At 60.1% G+C, this 24,109-nt stretch carries 18 protein-coding genes; 7 read left to right on the top strand and 11 right to left on the bottom strand.

The features are described 5' to 3' along the window. Window positions 1-2: 2 nt before the first annotated feature. From ACN0SY_RS06120 to ACN0SY_RS06110, 3 genes are all read right to left on the bottom strand, one after another. Entirely contained in the window at window positions 3-407 is a 405-nt protein-coding gene (locus ACN0SY_RS06120; protein WP_417685390.1) for a VOC family protein, read from the bottom strand. Window positions 408-1,740: 1,333 nt separating this feature from the next. Beyond that, a complete protein-coding gene (locus ACN0SY_RS06115) occupies window positions 1,741-2,634 on the bottom strand; it encodes a hypothetical protein (protein ID WP_417685388.1) in 894 nt (297 codons plus the stop codon). A gap of 164 nt (window positions 2,635-2,798) precedes the next feature. Then, a complete protein-coding gene (locus tag ACN0SY_RS06110) occupies window positions 2,799-3,938 on the bottom strand; it encodes a site-specific DNA-methyltransferase (RefSeq protein WP_417685386.1) in 1,140 nt (379 codons plus the stop codon). Window positions 3,939-4,427: 489 nt separating this feature from the next. Between ACN0SY_RS06110 and ACN0SY_RS06105 the strand changes: the two genes are divergently transcribed. After that, entirely contained in the window at window positions 4,428-5,924 is a 1,497-nt protein-coding gene (locus tag ACN0SY_RS06105) for an AMP nucleosidase (protein WP_417685895.1), read from the top strand. Between the two features lie 15 nt (window positions 5,925-5,939). On the opposite strand, the gene ACN0SY_RS06100 is transcribed toward ACN0SY_RS06105, so the two are convergent. Then, window positions 5,940-7,013: an AraC family transcriptional regulator gene (locus ACN0SY_RS06100; RefSeq protein ID WP_417685384.1), complete on the bottom strand. Its 1,074-nt coding sequence runs from the start codon at window positions 7,011-7,013 to the stop codon at window positions 5,940-5,942. A gap of 187 nt (window positions 7,014-7,200) precedes the next feature. Here ACN0SY_RS06100 and ACN0SY_RS06095 point away from each other — a divergent pair, with 187 nt between their 5' ends. Both ACN0SY_RS06095 and ACN0SY_RS06090 read left to right on the top strand, forming a co-directional pair. Continuing rightward, the gene (locus tag ACN0SY_RS06095; protein WP_417685381.1) at window positions 7,201-8,022 is read left to right on the top strand and encodes an isochorismatase family protein; all 822 of its coding nucleotides are present in this window, start codon (window positions 7,201-7,203) and stop codon (window positions 8,020-8,022) included. Window positions 8,023-8,787: 765 nt separating this feature from the next. Continuing rightward, entirely contained in the window at window positions 8,788-10,362 is a 1,575-nt protein-coding gene (locus ACN0SY_RS06090; protein ID WP_417685379.1) for a hypothetical protein, read from the top strand. Window positions 10,363-10,420: 58 nt separating this feature from the next. Here the strand turns inward: ACN0SY_RS06090 and ACN0SY_RS06085 are convergent, their stop codons facing one another. From ACN0SY_RS06085 to bcmE, 4 genes are all read right to left on the bottom strand, one after another. Beyond that, window positions 10,421-11,629 (bottom strand): ABC transporter permease, encoded by a 1,209-nt coding sequence (locus tag ACN0SY_RS06085; RefSeq protein WP_417685377.1) that lies wholly within the window; start codon window positions 11,627-11,629, stop codon window positions 10,421-10,423. Next, entirely contained in the window at window positions 11,629-12,363 is a 735-nt protein-coding gene (locus ACN0SY_RS06080; RefSeq protein ID WP_417685375.1) for an ABC transporter ATP-binding protein, read from the bottom strand. Before ACN0SY_RS06080 ends, ACN0SY_RS06085 begins: the two co-directional genes overlap by 1 nt. A gap of 14 nt (window positions 12,364-12,377) precedes the next feature. Continuing rightward, window positions 12,378-13,643, bottom strand: coding sequence for an efflux RND transporter periplasmic adaptor subunit (locus ACN0SY_RS06075; protein WP_417685373.1), 1,266 nt, complete (start codon window positions 13,641-13,643; stop codon window positions 12,378-12,380). Window positions 13,644-13,842: 199 nt separating this feature from the next. Then, window positions 13,843-15,345: a thiamine pyridinylase gene (gene bcmE / locus ACN0SY_RS06070; protein WP_417685371.1), complete on the bottom strand. Its 1,503-nt coding sequence runs from the start codon at window positions 15,343-15,345 to the stop codon at window positions 13,843-13,845. 526 nt (window positions 15,346-15,871) lie between these two features. Here bcmE and ACN0SY_RS06065 point away from each other — a divergent pair. Then, window positions 15,872-16,246, top strand: a complete 375-nt coding sequence (locus tag ACN0SY_RS06065) for a thermonuclease family protein (RefSeq protein ID WP_417685369.1) — start codon at window positions 15,872-15,874, stop codon at window positions 16,244-16,246. A 214-nt stretch (window positions 16,247-16,460) separates the two neighbouring features. On the opposite strand, the gene bfr is transcribed toward ACN0SY_RS06065, so the two are convergent. The 3 genes from bfr to mutY all read right to left on the bottom strand — a co-directional run bounded on the left by bfr (window position 16,461) and on the right by mutY (window position 18,910). Beyond that, window positions 16,461-16,946: a bacterioferritin gene (bfr, locus tag ACN0SY_RS06060; protein WP_417685367.1), complete on the bottom strand. Its 486-nt coding sequence runs from the start codon at window positions 16,944-16,946 to the stop codon at window positions 16,461-16,463. Window positions 16,947-17,153: 207 nt separating this feature from the next. Continuing rightward, entirely contained in the window at window positions 17,154-17,702 is a 549-nt protein-coding gene (locus tag ACN0SY_RS06055; protein ID WP_417685365.1) for a 2OG-Fe(II) oxygenase, read from the bottom strand. A 143-nt stretch (window positions 17,703-17,845) separates the two neighbouring features. Next, window positions 17,846-18,910, bottom strand: a complete 1,065-nt coding sequence (gene mutY, locus ACN0SY_RS06050; RefSeq protein WP_417685363.1) for an A/G-specific adenine glycosylase — start codon at window positions 18,908-18,910, stop codon at window positions 17,846-17,848. Window positions 18,911-19,104: 194 nt separating this feature from the next. Here mutY and ACN0SY_RS06045 point away from each other — a divergent pair, with 194 nt between their 5' ends. The 3 genes from ACN0SY_RS06045 to smc all read left to right on the top strand — a co-directional run bounded on the left by ACN0SY_RS06045 (window position 19,105) and on the right by smc (window position 24,027). Then, window positions 19,105-19,611 (top strand): DUF721 domain-containing protein, encoded by a 507-nt coding sequence (locus tag ACN0SY_RS06045; protein WP_417685361.1) that lies wholly within the window; start codon window positions 19,105-19,107, stop codon window positions 19,609-19,611. 207 nt (window positions 19,612-19,818) lie between these two features. Then, the gene (locus tag ACN0SY_RS06040; protein WP_417685359.1) at window positions 19,819-20,457 is read left to right on the top strand and encodes a thioredoxin domain-containing protein; all 639 of its coding nucleotides are present in this window, start codon (window positions 19,819-19,821) and stop codon (window positions 20,455-20,457) included. A 111-nt stretch (window positions 20,458-20,568) separates the two neighbouring features. Then, entirely contained in the window at window positions 20,569-24,027 is a 3,459-nt protein-coding gene (gene smc / locus ACN0SY_RS06035; RefSeq protein ID WP_417685357.1) for a chromosome segregation protein SMC, read from the top strand. Window positions 24,028-24,109 lie beyond the last annotated feature (82 nt).

Genomic DNA, 24,109 nt, shown 5'->3' with positions numbered 1-24,109 from the left:
ATTCAGTCCCGCCCGTCCGTAAACTCCACCAGATCCCAGAGGTTGCCGTAGAGATCCTTGAACACCGCGACGGTGCCGTAATCGGCCTTCTTTGGCTCCCGGATGAACTCTATGCCCTTGTCCACATAGTCGGAATAGTCTCGCCAGAAGTCATCCGTACGCAGGAACAGGAAGACCCGTCCGCCAGCCTGATCGCCGATGTACTTGGCCTGGTCTTCGTTCGACGCGCGGGCCAGCAATATCGAAGCTGTGCCCTTGCCCTGCGGCTTGACGATGACCCAGCGCTTGTCCTGCTCTGGCTGGTAGGTATCCTCGACCAGCTCGAAACCCAGTTTCTCGACATAAAAGGCGATCGCTTCGTCGTAGTCGCGAACAACAAGAGCGATATGCGCCAGACTTTGCGGCATGGGTGTCCCCGTGGCGTTGCGTGTGAGGCAAAGGATAGCTGCCCCAAAGCTGCGACGCCACGTCTGGCTAGCTACATCCCCCGTCATCACCGGCTTCGACGGAGCCTGCCCCGAGCCGATCTGGGGGGCGATCCAGGCCGTTCCGCTTGTTCCCCTCTCCCCCCTTGAGGGGGAGATGTCTCCGCCAGGAGACAGAGGGGGGGTATGAGCCTCTCCTCCTCTATGCGCCGCTTTTGCTTTCGCTCCACGGTCTTGCCCCTCTGTCTGCGTTGGCCGTCCCGGCCTTGTGCCGGGACCCCATTGATAGATGCTTTTTTTCACTGCATTGAGATGAGTACCGATCCCGCATCTTCGCTTCGCTGCGTCCGGGAAGGCAGGCCGGAGAGGTTTGTCATCAAACTCGTTTCTTCCGGATTTCGTTCCAGACGCGGGTCTGATGACGTGACGCCAGCACCAATAGCGCCGCGAGGCTTGCCTCCGGCGTTTTGGCAGGTGGTCCGTGAACAAAGCCACGGGATGGCAGGCGCGCCGGACTTGCCGGGCGCATTGGGTTGGTTGGGTGAGTGGCAAGGCGTCGCGCCTGCCCGAAGGCCTGTCCCAGGCTTCTCGCCGAGCGCTCCGGTTTCCATCCGCGTGCCACTGCGGACTGCGAGGAGGGCTGTCAATTCTCCCCGACCCGTCGCCTCTCTGACCGGGCTGTCCCACGTCTGTCACCCGTGGCGCCTTCGGCTTGAGCGATCCGCCGGAGCACGCTACCGGTCCGTTATCCCGCATAGGCGCTCCTGACCTCCGGCTCCCGCCGCCCCGAACGGTCGGTCCACTCAGGGCCCCGTGACGGCGAGAACAGCACCAAGTGTAAGTCAGGTCGGAGGGGTGAGGGACAAAGGAATTCGGAGGCAATGATTTCAGAGGGTTGTGGGAAATCGAGGAGGCATAAGGGTGTTTCCGCATTCCTCTCCGCCTCCTCGTTCGTCACCCCGGACGACGGCGCGGCCGGAGATCCGGGGCCTACTCGTTTGCAGAGCGGATCAGGTCAGCAATGTCCGCTCGGCAGGTGCCCGACCCGTTCCCGCCGCTTCGGCAAGCGGACCTGCGAGTGGGTCCCGGATCTTCGCGTCGCTCAGTCCGGGATGACGGCTACTGGTGTTGCGCCGCCCTAGGCCAACCCATCGTCATCACCGGACTTGATGGAGCCTGCCCCTGCTCCTGACTCTCGGGGGGGGGATCGATACCGTGACATGTCCGGGCTGGCAGGACGCCGATCGGTATCCGATTGGATCCCATGGCCGGGTCATGAGAACACGCCACAGCAGTGCAAACAGACGAATGGCCTCTAGACAAAGCTCATGAACAAGCTGCGCAGGAAGACCAGCTGGTCGGCGCGGCTTTCGAACATCGCCTCCGGGTAATACTGGATATTGGTCTGGATCGGCGTGATGACTGTTGCCCCGCGCGGACTCATGTCGGTCTTGATCACCTGTGCCGCCTGGCCGAGCTGCATCAACTGACCGAGCAGGCCGGGATACTGCGCCTCGTAATAGCGCTGCGCCGCATCCGCCGTCGCAAAAGCGTGGCCGGTATGGGCGGTGCTGTCAGCGGTCGTCGCATCCACCACCTTCATGGGCCGGTAGTAGTTGTTGGTCTTGACCTGATCGCCGCCGAAGACACTGCCTTCCAAGGTGCCGCTGTTCACGTAGACGATGGCATTGGCAAGGTTGGGCCGGACCACCGCGGCGTTCTGGTCGATGATCTGTTGGGTCGTGACCGCGTTCACCTTCAGCGCCGTGATCGCATCGGCGATATCCGTCGCGTTGGAGCCGAGATAGGAAAACAGGATGTCTGCATTGTGGTCCCGGTTGTCCTGGAAACTCTCGGCCGAGTTCCATGCGCCGGTATAGAGCCCGACGACCCGTGTCGGCTTGCGGAACATGCCGAACCCGGATCTATGCAAGGGCCGCAGCCGCAGGAACGGGCCGTCGCCGGTCATGTAGTAGGTGCTGGGCAACTGGCCGTCCGTAAACGTGTAGGCATGGGTGTCTATGTCGATGGTGCCGAACAGGCGGTTGGCCGGCTTGATAAGGGCGATGGGGGTGGGGGTTGGCATGGTCGGGTCCTCCGGTTGATCTGCGTGAAGTTCGCTGTCCGATCGACCGGTGGGTTGCGCAGGGTACCGGTGGCGGCCGGCAAGCCGGGCAACCAGAACCAGGTTCGCAAGTGAAAGCGTCATCGCATCCTCCGCGCGCGGTCGTCTCAATCACCGGACGGGCGGGGGGAGGGAATGTGAAATGGGGGGCGACGCGTTGCATGTGCCCGAAAGGAAAAACCCCCGCCTCATTGCTGAGACGGGGGCAAGGGTGTCGCGGGGAAGTGCGAGGTCTTTTGCCGGCCTGCTTATGAGCGCAGGCGGGATCTGATTTCCTGGCGCAGATCGTCGATCGGCGAACGGGAGCGGCCCTTCTTTACGTGCCAGAAGGTCCAGCCGTTGCAGGCGCTCTGGCCCTGAACGAGGGCGCCGACCTTGTGGATCGAACCGGTGTGGTCGCCGGACTTCAGCGAGCCGTCGGCGCGCACCACGGCAAGGTGCTTGCCCCTGGCGCAGGTCAGCTCGGTGCCGGGCTCCAGAAGGCCGGATTCCAGCAGGTTGCCGAACGGAATGCGCGGCTCGGCGCGCTTGCCCTTCTGCATCTCCAGCGAGGCGCCGGAACCCATCTCGATTGCCTCGATACGGGCGGTGGCCGCGTCGATATAGTCCTGCTCGCGCTCCACGCCGACGAAATTGCGGCCGAGCTTCTTGGCCACGGCACCGGTGGTGCCGGTACCGAAGAAGGGATCGAGGACCACGTCGCCCGGATTTGAGGAAGCGGTCAGAACCCGGTAGAGCAGGCTTTCCGGCTTCTGGGTCGGGTGGACCTTGTCGCCGTCGGTGTTCTTCAGGCGCTCAGACCCGGTGCACAGCGGCAGGTGCCAGTCGGAGCGCATCTGCAGGTCGTCGTTGAAGGTCTTCAGTGCGTCGTAGTTGAAGGTCGGCTTGGCGTCCTTCGACTTGGTGGCCCAGATGATCGTCTCATGCGCATTGGTAAAGCGCTTGCCGCGGAAGTTCGGCATGGGGTTCGACTTCAGCCACACGATGTCGTTCATGATCCAGAAGCCCAGATCCTGAAGCATGGCGCCGACGCGGAAGATGTTGTGATAGGAGCCGATCACATAGAGCGAGCCATTATCCTTCATCACGCGGCGCACGGACAAAAGCCAGGCGCGGGTGAAGGCATCATAGGCCTCGAAGCTCTCGAACTGGTCCCAGTGGTCGTCGCAGGCATCAACCTTCGACTGGTCCGGGCGATGCAGGTCGCCGCCCAGCTGAAGATTGTAGGGCGGGTCCGCAAAGACCAGGTCCACCGACTTGGACGGCAGCTTGTTGAGGGCGGCCACGCAGTCGCCCTTCATGATCGTGTTGAGCCATGCCGGTTCCCCGGCGGTCTCGGAAGTGTGGTGGGGTGCCACGGAGGACACCCCGGTACGCAGTACTCTCATTGCGACGCAATACCTCACGCAATTTCGAGTGTCATGGTTACCGGGTTTGGTAAATCAGGTGTTAAGCGTTGAATTTAAAATTTCCCTTTGAATCAATGCTTTGTTTACATTCGTAAAACCTTTATGAGAAGTTAACCGAGTGTCCCATGACAAAGGCGCGGAAAACCGCCGCTTTGTCATTGCGGGTTCCGTCAGGCCGGATTCAATTGGTTAAGAGCGTGCTGAAAATGCCGTGAAACATTTTTTTCAGGCGGCGGGTATGACGCTGACATGTCCTTGCGGCAGTCTTTAACCAAGGCCCGCAAAGCAGGGTCGCGCCGGGGTGTGATGCCTCGTTCGGCGGTCGACATGTGTCTGACATGCCAATCGGATAAAATTGCATGAGATGAAAAATATTTCACAAAACTGCTGACCGCCAATTGACGCAGGGGCCCGAAAGGCAGATCTTGTTGGGTTAACTACAACAATAAGGAGACAGATTTGTCCAACATTCCATTTTCCGCCGAAACGCTTTCGCGCCCGCTCGATGTTTCCCCCGACTGGCCCTTCGAGGCCTTCACCGATGCGGACGCTGCCGTCGACCGGCTGATTGAGATTTTTGAAACCAACACCGACTTTTTGCGATCCGCTTTCCAGGACCTCATCGACGGCAAGCCGCGCGAGGGCAGGGTCCGTGCCTATTATCCGGAAGTGCGTATCGTCACCGAAAGCCACGTCCGCCTCGACAGCCGTCTTGCCTATGGCTTCGTTTCCGGTCCCGGCGTTCATTCCACCACGGTGACGCGCCCGGACCTGTTCCGCCATTACCTGAAGACGCAGATCTCGCTCTTGATGAAGAACCACGAGGTGCCCGTGATGATCGGCGCCTCCCAGATGCCGATCCCGCTGCATTTCGCCTTTTACGACGGCGCTCATGTGGAAGGCGGCGCGGCCGCTGCCGCGGTCGAGAGGCCACTGGCAGATATCTTCGACCTGCCGGACCTCTCGGTGATGGACGACGCCATTGCCAATGGCACCTACGAGCCGAACGGCACCATGCCGCTGGCGTCCTTTACCGGGCCGCGCGTCGACTACTCCCTGCACCGCCTGCAGCACTACACGGCGACCGCCGCCGGCCACTTCCAGAACTACGTGCTCTTCACCAACTACCAGTTCTACATCGACGAATTCTGCCGCATGTCCCATGACTTGCTGGCCGATCCGGACAGCGGCTACGAGGCCTTCGTCGAGCCGGGCAATCTCGTCACCCGCGCCGGCGACATAGAGCCCGTCAGCGGCAGCGCGCCGGCCAAGCTGCCCCAGATGCCGGCCTATCACCTCAAGCGCAAGGGCCATGGCGGCATCACCATGATCAACATCGGTGTCGGCCCGTCCAACGCCAAAACCATTACTGACCATGTCGCGGTGCTGCGCCCCCATGCCTGGCTCATGCTCGGCCACTGCGCGGGCCTGCGCAACAGCCAGACCCTGGGCGATTACGTGCTGGCCCATGGCTATGTGCGCGAGGACAACGTTCTCAACCATGACCTGCCGACCTGGGTGCCGATCCCGCCGCTGGCCGAGGTTCAGATCGCGCTGGAAGATGCGGTCGCCGAGATCACCGGCTACGACGGTTACGAATTGAAGCGGGTGATGCGCACCGGCACTGTCGCCTCGATCGACAACCGCAACTGGGAACTGTGGGACCAGCGCGGCCTCGTCCAGCGCTTTTCCCAGTCCCGCGCCATCGCGCTCGACATGGAGTCAGCCACCATCGCCGCCAACGGCTTCCGCTTCCGGGTGCCCTACGGCACGCTGCTCTGCGTTTCCGACAAGCCGCTCCACGGCGAATTGAAGCTGCCGGGCATGGCGACGGACTTCTACAAGCGCCAGGTCGCCCAGCATCTGGAAATCGGCATAAGGGCTTTGGAAAAGATGCGCGACATGCCTGCCGAGAAGCTGCATTCCCGCAAGCTCAGAAGCTTCGCGGAGACCGCGTTCCAGTGAGGGCAGGGCACTCGGTCAAAACACCGAGGGTCCCCGTTCGGCCAATGACATGCGGTAGGCCTTCGGTGTCAGGCCGTTCCAGCGCTTGAAGGCGCGTGTGAAGGAACTCTGCTCGGAAAAGCCGGTCATGAAGGCGACATCGGCAAGAGAGTATTTCGGCCGCGAGAGCAGTTCCTGCGCAAGCTTCACCCGGGCTTCATCGACCAGGGCCTGATAGGTCTTGCCGCGGTCGGCGATCCGCCTTTGCAGGGTCCTCGGGCCGATACCAAGACTGGACGCGACCTCGCCCAGTGACGGGACGCCGTCGCTGAGCCGGTCCGCTATCTCCTGGATCAATTCCTTTTCCAGCCCGAAATCCGCGTCTTCGGCTGAAAGCGCGTCGTCCACGTGCTTTGAAAAGAAGCTCCAGATGCTCCAGTCCCCGACCGTGTTGGGCCTGTCGAAATCCTCGGACGAAAAGACGATGGCATCAATCTCGGCACCGTATGTGATCGGTGCCCGGAAGACGTCCGCCAGCGCCCGTTCCGACCCGAGCGGCTGGTGCCGGAAGTGAACGGCCTTGGGTGCAAACGCCGGCGATCTTGCCTCCCGGCACAGCGTGATGATCGTGGCAAGTGCCCCTTCGTTCGAGATGAAGAGCCCCTTCCGGCTGGGTTCGCGCTTGTGATGAAGCCAACGTGCGGTGTCGCCCTCGTCGACCAGCTCGAAAACCGAGACCTTGTTGAAGGCCCTTGCGTGGCGGTCGAGGCGCGAAAACGAATGGCGCAATGTCGGCGCCGACTTGAAGGCGAGGCCGACAGCGCCATACTCCTCGCACTTCATCGAGGTGGAGGTCCCCATGTGAAACCGGATGTCGCCGGATTCACGGGCAGCGATCGTCTCCAGCAAGGTGTAATAGTCATCGGCCGGTATCATCCGTGATGGATTTGCAGCCGCTTCGCACGTCAGTCCGATGCTCGCGTAAAGCGCCTCCGGATCGCAGGCCGGACTCGCGTTGTCGACCATCTTCTTCACGTACAGAACCGAGACTTCCGGCACAGTGCCCCCCTCGCGCGCAATGCCCTCGCGCGCAATCCAGTTCCTTCTCACTTCTGATTGACGCCATCGGTTCAAACATTGACACGCAGCGACAATAAGAACGCCCCCTCGAAATTTATACCGATATTCGTCCGGATGAAAAGGACGTAAGGGAAACGCGACCTGTCTGTACCGCCGCCCGTCCTTACCGATCCGGATACTTAAAATCTGGAACCGAACTACTATCGATGAGGCAATCATGAGAACGACACGACTGAAGTGGCATCCCCTGTTTCCGGTGTTCCTGGCCGCGACGGCTTTTCTTCATGCCGCAGCCGACTTTGCCTATGGGCAGAACGAAACTCCTCGGGCAGCAACCGCGACCTTGCCGCCAATCAACGATGGCCTGCCGATGCCGGGCTTTCAGGTCACGACCAACGACACGGCTATCGTGATCACCGACCCGCAGAATGACTTCCTGTCCCCCGATGGCGTGACCTGGGGCGTGGTCGGCCAGAGCATCACCGAGAACGGCACTGTCGAGAACCTTGAAGCCCTGTTCAAGGTCGCCGACGAAACCGGCATGCCGATGTTCGTGTCCCCGCATTACTACTTCGAACATGACCACAAGTGGCATTTCGAAGGCACGCTGGAAAAGCTGATGCACAACATCGGAATGTTCGACCGGCCGTCGGCTCTCGACATGACCGGCTTCGAAGGTTCGGGCGCCGACTGGCTGGACCGCTACAAGGGCTATATCAACAATGGCGAGACCGTTGTCACGAGCCCGCACAAGGTCTACGGCCCGGACAGCAACGATCTGGCGTTGCAGCTGCGCAAGCGCGGTATCAACAAGGTCATTCTGGCCGGCATGTCCTCCAACCTTTGCACCGAATCCCACATGCGCGGGCTGATCGAGGCCGGGTTCGACGTGATGGTTGTTACCGATGCAACGGCCGGCGCCATTACGGAGCACTACAACGGCTACGCCGCATCGCTCACCAACTTCCGCATGATCGCCAGCGCGATCGACAACACGGAAAACACCGTGAAGGCGATCAAGGCAGCTTATGCTCGATAAGTCTCGGACCTATGGTCCCTTCGCCCCTTGGATCTGAGCCACGGCCCTGGCGCGTACCCGCCCGCAATGCGCCAGGCCGCCGGCATCTGGAAATCAGTACAAGGGAGCTGGAAAAGATCCGCGACATACCGGCCGGAAGCTGCACTCCGGCAAACTTAGAAGCTTCGCTCAGACGGCGCCCCAGTGAGCGCATCTGAGGAGCCTATCCTCTGCACCACCTCGTCCTGAGGAGCAGCCGGGGGCTGCATCTCGAAGGATGGGCGGAGCACTCGGGACAAGCGGCCCATCCTTCGAGACGCTCGCTGCGCTCACCCTCAGGATGAGGGCGGACGGAAGCACCTGCACTCGTGCAAACTCAGGACTTCCGGCGAGGTGGCGTTTCAGTGAGGGTAGAGAGGGAAAGGAGGCGCTACCGCCTAGCCCTTCTCCCTTGGGAGAAGGTGGCCTGCAAGGCCGGATGAGGGGAGGGCGCGCTCGAGGCCCCGTGTGTCAGCGTCCATGCCGCATATTCTCCTCTCCCCCCTTGAGGGGGAGATGTCTCCGCCAGGAGACAGAGGGGGGAGGAGCCGTCTGGATATAGAAAACGCCCCGATTAGTGGGAAGCAGTTTCCCCGTCTTCAAGTCTATACCAGGATCTGCCAGAGGACGTGGGCGGCCATGTAGATCACGATCAGGGATCCTCTAAAAAATACTTAATGTTTGTTTACACTGCCACTCTGAACAGCCAAAATTGTGTTCCAAAGGTTGAAATTCAGACGGGACACAATGTCTAGACAGAGCCGACACGGGGAGGCCAATTTTGCTGCTATCTGTCAGGATCAAGAAGCTTGCGCTGATGCAGTAGTCAATAAGGCGTCCGACGATTTGCACGGTTGGGATCATGTTATTGATATTGAGCCGCCAAAGAATACACGGCTTCCAGCCGATTTGCAGACACATTTGTTTCAGTGTTTCGCGCAGATCAAGACGACCAATGGCAGAAAACCTCGAACTAAGCTCAAGTTATCCAATGCGATCAAAGCGGCCAAATCGCCGCTGCCGAGCTTTGTTTTTCTATTTCACTATGTAAGTTCGTCGTCAAAACCAAAATTGTATGGTCGTCATATCTGGAAATATGAAATATCGCATTATTTGAAACGTGCACGTGAAGCTGATATTAATAGAAAAATAGAACTTCATAAGCAAGCTGTTTTACTTAATTTTACTGAAGAAGATCGTCTTGATGGCAATCCTATTGACTGGATTTTGAATATTCTTAGTAAATATGGAGGCGAAAGTTATGCCGTAAGAAAAGCGGAATTAATTGCAACTGTTGGATATGGTGAATTTACCCATGAGGGAAAGGTGACTTTCGGGCCTTTGAACTCAGTGGGTGATGTTGTCTTACATGAGCTAGGGTTGATCAAAGATCTGCCGATTGAGAATTTTCGTCTTTTCGACAAACGTTTTGGCATTATTTCAAAAGAACCCCTAAAAGATTTTAGCGGTGGACGTTTAAGCTTTACTCGCGAAGGTAAAAAGTTAACGTTCCAAATCATATCTAATAACGGAACTTCATTCGACATTCCGGCTCTCGCTTGGATACCCACTACTGTGAGCCTAGGCCATCCAGAGTTTCGCGCCCGTATTAAAGCGGGTCACATTAACCTAGTTGCGAAACCTGGATCAAATAAACAGCAATTTGAATTGAACTATAACTTAGCCGGGCGACATACATTTTTAGAGCAGTTAGGTTTGTTGTGCTTGATCAATTGGTCGAAAATTGGTCCGCTTAAATACAAAGTCCAAACAGAAATTGGAGAAATGTTTTCTGGGCAAATCAGCGGTAGATTTCAGGCGGAGCCTTGGACGCCTCAACTTGAAATGGTGGGACATCATCTGGTCGAGCTGCTAGGGCGGGAAAAATGTGGAGATGTATCACTCTCATTTGCAGAATTTTCTAAACTCAATCGAGAGATGAACTATGTCGCATCAATCTTCTCATCGCGCCATTTCCGTTTTGATGCAGTTTTCGAAAACATGATCGAGCCTTTTGAGAAACTTCTGGGTTATTTCTATGGAGAGCTCGGCCCTTGGACTTTCGGTGTCATATATGAATTCAAACACGAAACGCGTAGCAATGAGGGATTACGGCAGACATTTTACTTTAGCAATCCGCGCATCGTGTCAAAATTTGCTTTTCAGCAACCCCTCTCCACAACCAAGAAGCAGATCAGGCGGGAATTTATAGAGTACCGCAAAACATTAGATACCCCTACGGCCACGTTACAGGATGGTGATTTGGTGTCTTGGACGAAAGCCTTGATGGATGAGGGCCTAATGGAGCTGTCCGTGGATTGACCTTCGTTAAATGTTAGATGAACGTCCGCCCCCCCCACTGACGACTGTCTCCACCCCCTCACTCATATCTCAGCGCGTCGATCGGGTTCATCCGGGCCGCCCGGCGTGCCGGGAAGTAGCCGAAGACGATGCCGACTGCCGCCGAGAAGGCGAAGGCGACGAGGACGATCTGGCTGTCGGGGATGAAGGGGATGGCCATGGTGCGTGAGGCGACGAGGGCGAGGCCGAGCCCTCCGGCGATGCCGACGATGCCTCCGAACATGGACAGAACGATCGCCTCCACCAGGAACTGCAGCAGGACCTGGGATTCCTGCGCGCCGATGGCAAGGCGTATTCCGATCTCGCGCGTGCGCTCGGTCACCGACACCAGCATGATGTTCATGATGCCGATGCCGCCGACCAGCAGGCTGACGCCGGCGACCGCACCCAGCAGGGCGGTCATCATGCTGGTGGTCGAGGTCATCGTGTTGGCGATCTGCTTCATGTCCCGGACGCTGAAGTCGTCGTCCTCGTTGCCGGTAATGGAGCGCCGTTCGCGCATCAGGTGCTCGATGTCCTTCTTCACCTTCGAGGTCTGTACGTTGTCATTGGCTGAGACGTAGATCGCCGTGATGTTGGTGTTGCCGGCGATCCGTCGCTGATAGGTCCTCAGCGGCATCAGGATGACGTCGTCCTGGTCCGTTCCGAAGCTGGACTGACCCTTGGCCGCCAGAAGCCCGATGACCTCGCAGGAGATCTTGTTGACCCGCACCCGCTGGCCGAGGGTGTCGGCATTGGGACCGAAGAGCTCGGTGCGGACGGTCTCGCCGATGATACAGGCCGCACGCCCGCTTCTCAGTTCACCATCACGAAACTGGCGGCCTTCCTGCAGGTCCCAGTCCTGGGAGATGAAGAAGTCGTTCGAGGTGCCGATGAGGCTGGTGCTGCGGCTTTCCGTGCCGACGATTGCCGTTCCGGATGTCTGGGCGACCGGGGCGACGGCCTTGACCCCGCGAAGCTGATCTTTCAGCGCGGCGACATCCTTGGCGTTGAAGGCCTTGGCCTCTGCGCTGGAGCGGCCGGGGCCGAACTGGCCCGGGCGCACGAACAGGAGGTTGCTGCCGAGCTTGGACAGCTCTTCGGACACCTTCACCGTGGTGCCGTTGCCGATGGTCACCATGGCGATGACCGCTCCGACGCCTATGACGATGCCGAGCACGGTCAGGAAGGAGCGCAGGGCGTTTCGCGTCAGGGCCTGAAGCGCAAGGCGGATCGTCTCATACAGCATCACGCCACCTCCCGGCTCTTGCCGTCGCTCTTGATCTTGCCGTCCTCGAACAGGATGATCCGGTCCGCGTAGGACGCCATTTCCGGCTCGTGGGTGACCATGATGATGGTGATGCCTTCTGCCCGGTTGAGCTCCTTGAGCAGCTCCATGATTTCAACGCTCATCTTGCTGTCCAGATTGCCGGTCGGCTCGTCGGCGAGCAGGACCTTTGGCGCTGTGACGATGGCGCGGGCAACGGCGACACGCTGCTGCTGGCCACCGGAAAGCTCGCCGGGAAAATGCCGCTCGCGGCCCTTCAGGCCGACATGGGCCAGCGCCTCCATGGCGCGCTTGCGCCGAAGGCTGGCGGTCATGCCCTGGTAGATCAGCGGCAACTCGACATTTTCCAGTGCGTCGGAGCGGGCGAGAAGATTGAAGCCCTGGAACACGAAGCCGAGGAAATGCCGGCGCAGCAGCGCCCGCTGGTCGCGGCCGAGGCTGCCGACGTCGACATCCTGGAACAGGAAGCTGCCGTTCGTCGGCGTGTCGAGGCAGCCGAGCATGTTCATGGCCGTCGACTTGCCCGAGCCAGACGGACCCATGATGGCCACGAATTCTCGTTCGGAAATGGCCAGATCCACCCCGTCAAGCGCGCGCACTTCCGCCTGTCCCTGACCATAGATCTTGGAGACGGAACGCAGCTCCATGATCGGCTTTCGGGCGCCTGTCATGTCCGGAGCGATGGGAGCATTCATCTGCGTCTCGTCCCTCAACCGGCCTTCTTCGCTTCGACGATAATCTTGTCGCCCGGCGCGATCTCGCCGGTCTTGACCTCCGTGCGGCTGCCGTCGGTGATACCGATGGTGACGTCGACGGTCTGGGCGACGCCCTCGCGCAGAACCCAGATGCGACGCTTCTTGCCGCTCGGCTGGGGCTTGCTGGCTGCTTCGAACTGCGGCGGGCGCGGCAGAAGCTTTTCGAGGAAACTGGCGTTACTGGACGACGCGCCGGATTTCGGCGGCGTGTAGCGCAGGGCCTCGTTCGGAATGGTCAGCACGGCCTTTTCCTCCTGCACCTTGATTTCCGCCGTGGCAGTCATGCCCGGGCGCAGCAGCAGGTCCGTGTTGTCGGTCGAGAGCACCGCCTGGTAGGTGACGACGCCCTGGACGATCTCCGAGCCGAAATGGAGTGCCTTGATCGTCGCGTCGAAGGTTCGCTCCGGATAGGCATCAACGGTGAAGCTGGCGCGCTGGCCTTCCCTGACCTGACCCACATCGGCTTCGTCCACATCCACCTGTACCTCCATCTGGCTGAGGTCCTCGGCAATGGTGAAGAGCACCGGCGCCTGTAGGGAGGCGGCGACCACCTGGCCCGGATCGACGTCACGGCTCAGAACCACGCCGTCGATCGGTGAGCAGATGCAGGCCTTGTCCAGGTTGGTCTCGTGCAGCCTCAGGTCGGCCTCGGCGGCGGTGACGTCGGCCTTGGCGCTTTCAAGCGCGGCCAGCGCACGATTGTAGGAAGCGAGCGCCGTATGCAGCTCCTGGACCGAGATGATCTTGCGCTCTTCCAGCGCGACCTTGCGCTTGTAGTCCTCGTCCTTTTCCACGACGGTCGCCTCCGCCTCGGTGACCCTGGCATGGGCGGCGTTCAGCTTTGCCCGGGCGCTCTCGACGCTGGCGCGCAGCTTGTCCATGTCGAGGATGGCCAGTGTCTCACCGGTCTTGACGCGGGAATTGTAGTCGACCTTGACCTCGCGGATGATGCCGGACAGCTCGCTGGAAATTTCCACCTGGTTGGTCGGCTCGATGGTGCCGGTGGCTGTGACGAGGACGGTGATGTCGGCCTTGGTCGCAGGGCTGGTCGTGTAGCTCAGGCCGTCCGCCTGCTGACCGAGGCCCAGCAGATAGTAACCCGCACCGCCGCCAAGCGCGGCGAGTGCGATCAGCCAGGTCGCGCTTTTGCGAAACCTGGAGCCTGGAGTGGTCTTGAGGTTGAGCACGTCCTCGATGGACTTGTCGGCTTGGTCTGGCATGGAAACTCTGAACTTCCGTGGATGGGACAGCGAGGTTGCCCAAACCCTAGCCGGACCCGCCCGCGGGGCTCCATGAGATTTGTCAAATGCCGGTCACCCGGCGCTGATGAAGGCAGAAACGGTGTCGCTCCAGCAAAAACGCGGCCCCCTCGGGAGCCGCGTTTCAGGTTCTTGAAAAGCGATGCGTTCGGCGACTGTCCTAGTTCCGGTTATAGCGGTGAAGCGCCCGGCCGGTGGTCACCATGGCCGTGGCCTCCTCGGCCGTCGACGGCAGGGGCGATGCGGAAACGCACTGGTTGCAGCCACAGGCTGAATATCCGGGCCATGCGGGCGGGGACACGTTGGTCCAGGAACCGACCCAGCCGCCTGCATTTGCGCACAGCGGTGTGCAGATCGACGGCGCTTCCGAGTTGGACCCCGGGAAGACGGTGCTTTCCAGGTCACAATGACCGCTGAAGGCGTCCGCGACAGCGCTCTCAACGGTGCCGCCGAACGAGTGGAACGCATCGCGGTCCTCGGTCGGCATGGTGACCAGCATCGTCGTCTTAGCATTCAGCACGTCCGACATCTGCTGATAGAGCGGGTCGACGGAACTCAACGCGTTGAGGATGCTGACGCGCGCCGGGAACAGATAGGACAGGTCGGTGGCCGATGGCGCGATGGCAGTCTGGACCGTTGCCTGCAACGTCATGATGTTTGCCAGGACAAAGGGCATGGTGCTGGCAAGATAGGGTGAGTTGCTGTTCACCCCGACGACGTCTGCATAGAACATGTTCGGCGAGGACGTGTTGTCGGTCCAAGGAAAAGCCCTGAGCTGCAGGTTGCTTCGCGTTGAGGCTGACATCTGCGACATGCTTTCGGAAAATCCGATCGACGTGCGTCCGTAGCCGTCGCTGAAGTAGCCGGCGCGGACATACTGGTCCTCGACACCGGGCAGCGAGGGTACGGCGCCTGTGAGGGCGTTGTAGTAGCTGGCGGTTTCGGAGATCTGGGCCAGCGACTGGATGATGGCCGCGTCGACACTGGTCATGGACGGCCAGGATCCGCTGTCGAGGAAACCCTTGATCATGTAGTCGACGCCGATGGTCGTCTTGCCGGACATGTTCATCATCGCCCCCGACATGCCGAAGGGGACCGGGCTGATATAGACACCGGCCGGATTGACGGTCTGGAAGTCGGACAAGGTGGTGACACCCGCCATCCCCGCATCGCCGGTGCGATAGAACATGATGTTGGTGCAGCCAAGCATCGGCAGCGCCAGCATGTCGTCGTTGGAGAGCTTCAGCGCGGCATCCGCATAAGGCACGAAATCCGACGCATCTGTGATCAGGCTCGCGGGGATCTGCGTGGTCTGGGTCTTCCAGTACTCCAGATACATCGCGTCATAGACGAAGACGTCGATGGGTGTCTGGGTGCCGCTGCCGTTGGTGTAGACCGGGTCGGAGGAGTAGCCGCCGTCCCAGATGTTCTCATCGGCGATCAGGTAGAGTTTTTCAGTGTTTCCGGCTGACTGCCAGGCCTCGCAGATCGCTGACGTGAAGGCGGTCATGTCGGGTACGTAAGGGTAGACTGCGGCGGACAGGCAGGTCTCTCCGTCGGTGCAGATGGCGTCGCAGTTCTGCGCCATGGCGCCCTCGGCGAGCACCGAACCAAGCAGAAACGCGCCAGGGAACAGCAAGTGCTTTTTGAAAAATGCAGGCATTCGTCCTCTCCCAGACTGATTGCAGATAATTCCAGGGGGTATGCATAACCGGCGAATACATCTTATGCATGCATTGCTAGAAAATGCAATCATTGAGAGTCGGGTGGAATCTAGCGGACAAAAATATTATCTAGGTGTAGTATGTAGGTGAAAGTAGTCATTCTAAATTTTCGATCAAATTGAACGTGCGCTCGAGTCCTATTGAAATTTAATTTCATTGCTTTTGATATTGATTCAATTGAGTAATTTTACAAGGTGCTATTCGGATCTAAAATTTAATTGTACTTTTTGTATTGATTTAAGGGGTGTTGTAAAGTTGGAGATATTTGTTTTTTTCTTTGTTGTTGTTTCTGTAATCGCAGTCACCGGAAGGTACCGCGGCCGATACAAGAGCCGTAGACCTCGGACTAGATCTCACAAGGTATCAGCGACACAGCGCCAGCCATTCGATGCGACTACCGCCAGGCATCCGCCAACGGAAACTGTCCTCGCTGGCTCTGCTTACGTGGTCGATGGTGACACCCTGGTGGTTCAGAAGACGCAGGTTCGCCTATTTGGTATTGATGCGCCAGAGTTGGACCACCCGTACGGTAAGAAGGCCAAGTGGGCGTTGATTTCATTGTGCAGGGGACAAGCGGTTCGGGCCGAGGTTACCGAACTCGATGATTATGGGCGAGCTGTCGCTCGTTGCTATCTGAACGATGGGCGCGACCTTTCGGCTGAGATGGTAAGGCAGGGTCTGGCAATCGACTGGCCAAAATTCTCAGGTGGGAGATATCGGACATTGGAAGTTCCTGGTGCGCGTAAAAAGCTCTGGCTTGCAGATGCGCGCCAGAAGGGACGAATTCATGTCTGGGAGCAGTTCGAAGCGAAACGAAATCCGGCGGAAACTGACGATTGAGTGCCGAGACCGGCACTTCGAGAGTTTATGTTTCCTGCGTGATGTGTAGCTCGATGAAACTTCGATCTTTTCGTTGCGTCCTGATCATGTCCGACCGAGCAGTGTTAGATAGATAAGCTCGCCAGTAAGCATCTCAGTAACTGCAAACGGCCAAAACAAAAACGCGGCCCCGTGAGGAGCCGCGTTCGGAAATCGTTGTGCTGAAGGTTTCGGCTTATTCGGCTTCGTCGGCCGGGGCTGCGTTCAGCAGGCCGTAGCGCTCGACGCCGATCTTTTCGAGAAGATCGAGCTGGGTTTCGAGGAAGTCGATGTGGCCTTCCTCGTCCTTCAGGAGTTCCTCGAACAGGGCCATGGAGACGTAGTCGCCCTCATCCTTGCAGATGTCGCGGGACTTCGCATAGGAGGTGCGGGCGTCATATTCGCCTGCGAGGTCGCACTCGAGCACTTCCTTGATGTCCTGGCCGATGCGCAGTGGAGCCACCTTCTGCATGTTCGGATGACCTTCCAGGAAAATGATCCGGTCGGTGATCTTGTCGGCGTGCTGCATTTCCTCGATGGACTCTTCGCGCTCCTTCTTGGCGAGGCGTGCATAGCCCCAGTCAGCCAGCAGGCGGTAGTGCAGCCAGTACTGGTTGATCGCGCCAAGTTCCAGGAACAGGGCTTCGTTGAGACGCTCGATGACTTTCGGGTTGCCTTTCATGGCCTTTTGCCTCCGCTTTGAGGTCGCTGGATATGCGTAGTTTAGAACTATTCTACGTTATAGGTCCAGTGAAGGATTGCGGTTGAAGCAAAATATTCTGCAGCCGCAGACCTTAAAAGAACACAATTGCAAATGGTTAGCAATTGCACGCCTTGCTGGCGCCGTTGAATGGCCGCCAAGACATGGGCGGACCTTCCGTAGCGACAGTTACCGGAACTCCGGTCCGTGGCACCAGGAGGTCAGGGAGTAGCGCTTGCCCTTTTTGACCGGCACCACCCGGTGCAGCATGAAGCTGGCGAAAAGGGTCGAGGATCCGCGTTCGCGCGGGGCGATCGTGACGTCCGATCCGACGTTCAACTCAAGCTCTCCGCCTTCATAGTCTTCGTCATCGCTGAGCTGCGTGACGATGGTCAGCTTGCGGTAGCGTGCGATGGGGCCGTCGCCGATATCCGAGTGCCAGTCGTAATGGCCTTCGTCGCTTTCATCATAGGCTGCGACCTGGAGCTTTTCCTTGAACTCGGTGATATCGAAATTGAACGCAGCGCGGTTGGCCCGAGCGACGGCATCGACGATGCGGTCCATCACCCAGCTGGCGTTGCCCTGATCGTCAAGCCAGCAGATGTCTGCCCGGCGGATGTTGTCATGGCGCTGGCCGCCGACCAGTCCACCGCGCTTCAGGCGGCCATCTTCGGCCAGGCGAATGATCTCTGCGGTTTCCGATCTGGAAAAAAGTGCAGGAAGAGTGTGGCTGAACATCCGCGGCAACCCCGATATTTGAAATGGTTGCTGCTTGAATTCCTTTTTGCGCCCGTTGGCAATTGAAAAACAGCGCTGATTTTATCCCTGCCGGATAAACCGGGGGAGGTCGTACTGTCTCCGTGGAACAAATGCCGGCCGTATCACGCCAATCCGTGCGCCAGCGCCTTGCGCATCACCGTGGGCAGGGCCTCGTCCTCGTGGGCTGCCGACTGCGACCACCAGAAGTCTCCCGGCGCCGGCAGCGTTTGCGAAACGCGGCAGACATGGATGTCCAGCTCAAGGTGAAAATGGGTGAAGGTATGCTTCACGATGCCCGTTCGTTTGCGCCATGAAGCCTTCACCGGCGCATGATCTGTTGCACTCACCGGATCGAAGTCCTCAGCCCAGTCCGTTCCCGGCACTTCGGTCATGCCACCCAGCAGGCCCTTTGGTGGCCGGCGGCGCATCAGCACGGCCCCGTCGCCCTCCCGGATGATGACGAAGGCCGCTCCCTTGCGCGTCGGCTTGACCTTTTTCGGAGCCTTGCGCGGCAAGGTCTCTGCCGTCCCGGCCTTTCTTGCGCGGCAGACGTCCGTCCAGGGACAGAGCGCACACGCAGGCCTCTTCGGGGTGCAGATCGTGGCGCCCAGATCCATCACCGCCTGGGCAAAGTCACCGGGACGATCATCCGGGGTAAGGCCAGCCATCGCCGTGCGGATCTCCGGTTTGGCGTCGGGCAGGGGCGTCTCGATCTCGTACAGCCGGGACATGACCCGTTCCACGTTTCCGTCAACGACGGCAGCTGGCCGGTTGAAGGCAATCGCGGCAATTGCCGCGGCAGTATATGGGCCGATGCCGGGGAGTTTTTGCAGTCCCTCTTCGGTATCGGGGAAGGTACCGCCTAGTTCGCTGGCGACATGTTCGGCGCATTTCTTCAGGTTCCGGGCCCTGGAATAATAGCCGAGACCGGCCCAGGCCTTCATCACGTCCTCGTCCGCAGCATCGGCCAGATCCTGCACCACCGGCCACAGCCGAAGGAATTTGACGTAGTAGTCCTTCACCGCCGCAACGGTCGTCTGCTGCAACATGATTTCCGACAGCCACACATGATAGGGATCGGCGATGATCCCCAGTTTCCGGTCCGCCGGCGAGACGCGCCAGGGCAGGTCGCGGGCATGCCGGTCGTACCAGTCAAGAAGTGCGGAGGAGGTCGGCAAAGATTTCATGACGGCAAATGTGTCGCGTCCAAATGTAGTTTCAAGAGCAAAGCTTGCCAGCTTGGGGAAAAGCGTTGGGAAACTCTGTGGGTTCGCATGTGGACGGCAGGCAAGTCTTTATTTTGACGCAAACCCGCCCGATGGTGCAGGTTCACACAGGCGGGAATCGTCGTCTGGCAGCAAGGAGTAGCGTCATTTCCGGGATGCGAGCAAGAAAGGGTGCAAAGGCACTTGCCGATTTGGTCGGCAAGGCAATGACACCTGCCTGCCGCAAGCGCGGGTTCGCTTCAGTCGATATCCTCGCTGCCTGGCCTGATATTGTCGGCGAGCGCTACGGCGAAAGGGTGCAGCCCGAGCGTCTCGTCTGGCCGCGCAGAACCGGCGAGGACGGCGAGATGACGGCTGATCCGGCAACGCTGGTTGTTCATACCGATGGCGCGACGGCGATGATGCTGTCGCACGAGACACCGCAGCTGATCGAACGCATCAACACCTTCTACGGCTGGGCAGCCGTCGGCCGGATCAAGATCATCCAGCGTCCGGTGGCCCGGCCGCACAAGGACGGCCCGCGCCGCGCCCGGCCGCTGACCATAGAAGAGAAAAAGCGGCTTGAGGGCCATGTAGAGGCAGTCGCCGACGATCGCCTGCGCGAGGCCTTGAAGAAGCTCGGAGCCGAGATCATCGCACGTTCGGCCAGCAAGCCGGAGTGACAGACGGCCCTACGTTGCGTTCCTGCCAAATAACCAGTTTGTGAAGTCGCGCGTATAGGTCTTTCCAACAAGGGCCATATTTGCTCTGTTGTGTTGACGAATGCGGTGTCTGCAGGCACATGATCCCTGCAAGGACAAGGGCTCATGGCCTGAAGCCGCCCGCCGACCGAATACATGGACAACAGGACGCTGGACAGGATAACGCCCGTGACAATTTCCCGTAGAACCTTTCTTCAGGCCGCTTCCGGCCTTGCTCTAACGGCAGCCTTTGCCGGCGTGCCCGGGCTCGCGTTCGCCCAGAGCGTAGACCTGGACGAGCTTTTGAAGCCCGGCCCGCTCGGCGACAAGATCCTCGGCTCTGAAGATGCACCGGTCACGATCGTGGAATATGCCTCCATGACCTGCGGCCATTGCGCCAACTTCCACAAGAAGACCTATCCGGCGCTGAAATCCGACTACATCGACACCGGCAAGGTGCGTCTGATCTTCCGCGAGTTCCCGCTCGATGCCGTTGCCGCAGCAGCCTTCATGCTGGCCCGCAGCGCTCCCGCCGACAAGTATTTCGATATCGTCGACATCATGTTCGAGCAGCAGCGCGCCTGGGCCTTCACCGACAATCCTTACAATTCACTGCTGAATTTCTCCAAGCAGATCGGATTTACACAGGAGTCCTTTGAGGAAGCCTTGACAAACCAGGGCTTGCTTGACGCAGTGAATGCGGTGCGGGATCGCGGTGCCAACGAGTTTGGCGTCAATTCGACCCCGACATTCTTCATCAACGGTGAAAAGCATTCCGGAGCACTGTCGATTGAGGACATGGGCAAGATCATCGAGGAAAAACTCTGATCTGCCGGCTTGGACCGGGGGAGCGCTTTTGCGCGCCCTGACGTCCGGGCGTTCTCCTTTGACGTTGCGACTTGAAGCATCGGCGCCGGCTGCCGCAGGGCAGGGGCGCCGATGAAGTTTTCCAAGCTCCGTGTTGTCGGCTTCAAGTCGTTCGTCGAGCCGATGGAATTCGTCATCGGCAAGGGGCTGACCGGCGTTGTCGGGCCCAATGGCTGCGGCAAGTCGAACCTCGTCGAGGCCCTGCGCTGGGTCATGGGCGAGAACTCCTACAAGAACATGCGCGCGTCCGGCATGGACGACGTCATCTTTTCCGGTTCGCTGAACCGGCCGGCGCGAAACACCGCCGAGGTGACGCTGTACCTGGAAAATCAGGACCGCACGGCTCCCGCCGCATTCAACGATGCCGACCTTCTCGAAGTCTCCAGACGGATCGAGCGCGAGTCCGGGTCCAACTACAAGATCAACTCCAAGGATGTGCGCGCCCGCGATGTGCAGCTGCTTTTCGCGGATGCGTCTACCGGGGCACGTTCCCCGGCCATGGTGCGCCAGGGCCAGATCGGCGAGCTGATTTCTGCAAAGCCCACCTCCCGCCGCCAGATCCTCGAAGAGGCCGCGGGCATTTCCGGGCTGCACAGCCGGCGCAAGGAAGCCGAGATCCGCTTGCGCGCTGCCGAGCAGAACCTGGAGCGCCTCGAAGATGTGCTGGTGCAGATTGATGCGCAGCTCGACAGCCTGCGGCGCCAGTCGCGTCAGGCCACCCGCTACCGCAATCTGTCGTCGGAAATCCGTGCTGCCGAAGCCTCGATCCTCTATCTGCGCTGGAACGAGGCGGTCGATGCCTTGGGCGAAGCGGAAACGCACTTCAATGCGGCCCAGCAGCAGGTTGCCGAAACCGCAGCCATCCAGGCCGAGAGCGCTCGTGTTCAGGCGATCGCATCCCACAAGTTGCCTGAATTGCGCGACGCATCGGCTGCCGCCGGTGTTGTGCTGCAACGGCTGGTCATCGCCCGCAACGAACTGGATTCGGAGGAACGCCGCGTCAAGGAAAGGCTGCAGGATCTCGAGCGCCGCCTCGTGCAGCTGGACGAGGACGTCGCCCGCGAGCAGCGCATGGTATCCGAGAATGACGAGGTGCTGGAGCGCCTTGCCGAAGAGCGGGCCGAGCTGACCGAAGAGAACGAGACGGTATTGGAGCGAGCCGAACTCGCCCGGGAAAAGGTCGCCGAGGTCGAGGAACGGCTCGAGGCCCATGAGGCGCAGCTTTCCGACGTGACATCCGCACAGGCGCGTGCCGTCGCCGAGCGCCAGCAGCTGGAACGCACGGTTGCCGAGGCGCGGCAACGGTCCGAGCGGTTGGCCAACCAGGCCGCCGAAGCCCGGTCGGTGCTGGATGCAATTGTCGAGGAAATGGCCGGTCACGACGGCATATCCGAGCGTCAGGAAGCCGTCGAGCTCGCCGAGGAACGTCTGTTGGAGGCGGAAGGCGCTGTCGAACAGGCGGAGGCAGCCACAATCGCAGCCCGTGAGGCCGAGCAGGTCGCGCGCGGTCCGGTGGCCGAGGCGGAAAAGACCCTGTCGGCCTATGAGACCGAAGCCCGGACCCTGGAAAAGGTTCTGAACGTCTCGCTCGGCGGTGAATGGCAACCTGTTGTGGATCGCCTCGATGTCATGCGGGGCTTCGAGACTGCGCTGGGCGCTGCGCTCGGAGAAGATCTGGATGCGCCGCTGGATGAGGCCGCCCCCGTCCGCTGGGGTGAGGCCCCTGCAAGTGACAACGATCCCTCCCTGCCTGATGGGGTTCGCTCACTTGCCGATGAGGTAGAGGCGCCGCCTCAACTGGCGCGCAGGCTTGCCCAGATAGGCCTCGTCGAGGCGGTGGATGGTCCGCGCTTGCAGAAACTCCTGAAGCCGGGGCAGCGTCTTGTCACCCGCCAGGGCGATCTGTGGCGGTGGGACGGCTTTGTCGTCGGGGCCGAAGCGCCGACGCCGGCCGCGCAGCGCCTTGCCCAGAAGAACCGCCTTGTCGAGCTGACGGACAAGATCGAGGCGGCGGCCATCCTGGTGGAAGATGCTCGCTCAGAGCTTGAACGCGCCGGTAGCGGCGTACGACGGGCGAGCGAGGTCGAACAGGCCGCGCGCAGCCGCATCAGAGAAGTTCAAAGAGACCTTTCCGGGGCACGAGAAGCACTGGCCGCGGCCGAACGTGTTCTCTCGCAGCTCTCCGCCCGCAAGACAGGCGCGGAAGAACGCGCCGGGCGGCTGGCTGAGGAAGCGGCTGAGGCTCGCGAAGTTCTGGTCGAGGCTGAGGAAATCCTGGCGGCCGCTCCTGAAGTCACCGGCTTTCAGGACGAGATCGCGCGGCTCCAGGCGGAGGTATCGGCCGCTCGGTCTGCGCTCGCCGAAGCACGAGCCGTTTCCGAGGGCATTGCCCGCGAGCAGCAAATGCGGGACCGGCGCCTCGAGGCGATTGCCCGCGAATACGACAGCTGGAAAACCCGTGCCGCCAATGCTTCAGCCCAGATCGCCGTACTGCACGAGCGCAAGGCGGAAGCCGAGGATGAACGTGCGGAACTGATCGAGGCGCCAGAGGAAATCGAGCTGAAGCGGCGCGAACTCTTCACGGAGATCGGCAAGGCCGAAGAGGCCAAGAAGCTCAAGGACGACGAGCTGCTGCGGGCCGAGACGGATCTGGCGGACGTGGACCGGCTGGCCCGATCCGCGCTTGAAGGACTTGCCTCGGCACGCGAGGACAAGATCCGCGCAGAGGAGCGTCTGGAGGCCGCACGCCAGCGCAAGCAGGCGATCGAGGGGCGGATCGACGAGGCGCTCGAGGTCCCTGTCAGCGCCTTGCCGGAGATCGCCGGGCTCAAGGAGGGCGCGCCGCTGCCCGATGCCGATTCCATCGAGCGCAAGCTCGACCGCCTGAAGAGCGAGCGCGAGCGCCTTGGCGGCGTCAATCTGCGCGCCGAAGAAGAGCTGCAGGAAATCGATGAGCAGAAGTCGACGCTTACCAGTGAGCGGGATGACCTGATCGAGGCGATTCGCCGTCTGCGTATCGGAATTTCAAATCTCAACCGTGAGGCCCGCGAGCGCCTGCTTGCGTCCTTCGAGGTCGTCAACGACCACTTCCAGCGGTTGTTCACGCATTTGTTCGGCGGAGGTACGGCGGAGCTTCAACTGGTCGATTCCGACGATCCGCTCGATGCGGGCCTGGAAATCATCGCGCGGCCCCCGGGCAAAAAGCCGCAGACCATGACGCTTCTTTCGGGCGGCGAGCAGGCGCTCACCGCCATGGCGCTGATCTTCGCGGTGTTCCTGACCAACCCGGCGCCGATCTGCGTTCTCGATGAGGTCGACGCGCCTTTGGATGATGCAAACGTTGAGCGTTACTGCGATCTTCTTGACGAGATGTCGCGCAGGACAGAGACCCGTTTCGTCGTGATCACCCACAATCCGATTACCATGGCTCGGATGAACCGCCTGTTCGGCGTGACCATGGCCGAAAGAGGTGTGTCGCAGCTTGTCTCGGTGGACCTTGAGACGGCAGAGCGATTCCGAGAAACGGCATAAGTGCGTGCTCTGACCCGGCCAACTGGGCCGAAACCCATTCGACTTACGTCTGGCAAAAGCCGTGAGAACATGAAATAGCAAG

The organism is Roseibium sp. (genome assembly GCF_048261595.1).
In the GTDB taxonomy this organism is placed as follows: domain Bacteria; phylum Pseudomonadota; class Alphaproteobacteria; order Rhizobiales; family Stappiaceae; genus Roseibium.
The sequence above is the reverse complement of the archived record's forward strand: the minus strand, read 5'-3'. Positions and strand labels throughout refer to the sequence as shown.

Excerpts from the sequence above, each read along its gene's own strand:
- ACN0SY_RS06120 (WP_417685390.1), bottom strand. The coding sequence starts at position 407 with ATGCCGCAAAGTCTGGCGCATATCGCTCTTGTTGTTCGCGACTACGAC.
- ACN0SY_RS06115 (WP_417685388.1), bottom strand. The coding sequence starts at position 2,634 with ATGACGCTTTCACTTGCGAACCTGGTTCTGGTTGCCCGGCTTGCCGGC.
- ACN0SY_RS06110 (WP_417685386.1), bottom strand. The coding sequence starts at position 3,938 with ATGAGAGTACTGCGTACCGGGGTGTCCTCCGTGGCACCCCACCACACT.
- ACN0SY_RS06095 (WP_417685381.1), top strand. The coding sequence starts at position 7,201 with ATGAGAACGACACGACTGAAGTGGCATCCCCTGTTTCCGGTGTTCCTG.
- ACN0SY_RS06090 (WP_417685379.1), top strand. The coding sequence starts at position 8,788 with ATGTCTAGACAGAGCCGACACGGGGAGGCCAATTTTGCTGCTATCTGT.
- ACN0SY_RS06085 (WP_417685377.1), bottom strand. The coding sequence starts at position 11,629 with ATGCTGTATGAGACGATCCGCCTTGCGCTTCAGGCCCTGACGCGAAAC.
- ACN0SY_RS06080 (WP_417685375.1), bottom strand. The coding sequence starts at position 12,363 with ATGAATGCTCCCATCGCTCCGGACATGACAGGCGCCCGAAAGCCGATC.
- ACN0SY_RS06075 (WP_417685373.1), bottom strand. The coding sequence starts at position 13,643 with ATGCCAGACCAAGCCGACAAGTCCATCGAGGACGTGCTCAACCTCAAG.
- bcmE (WP_417685371.1), bottom strand. The coding sequence starts at position 15,345 with ATGCCTGCATTTTTCAAAAAGCACTTGCTGTTCCCTGGCGCGTTTCTG.
- bfr (WP_417685367.1), bottom strand. The coding sequence starts at position 16,946 with ATGAAAGGCAACCCGAAAGTCATCGAGCGTCTCAACGAAGCCCTGTTC.
- ACN0SY_RS06055 (WP_417685365.1), bottom strand. The coding sequence starts at position 17,702 with ATGTTCAGCCACACTCTTCCTGCACTTTTTTCCAGATCGGAAACCGCA.
- mutY (WP_417685363.1), bottom strand. The coding sequence starts at position 18,910 with ATGAAATCTTTGCCGACCTCCTCCGCACTTCTTGACTGGTACGACCGG.
- ACN0SY_RS06045 (WP_417685361.1), top strand. The coding sequence starts at position 19,105 with ATGCGAGCAAGAAAGGGTGCAAAGGCACTTGCCGATTTGGTCGGCAAG.
- smc (WP_417685357.1), top strand. The coding sequence starts at position 20,569 with ATGAAGTTTTCCAAGCTCCGTGTTGTCGGCTTCAAGTCGTTCGTCGAG.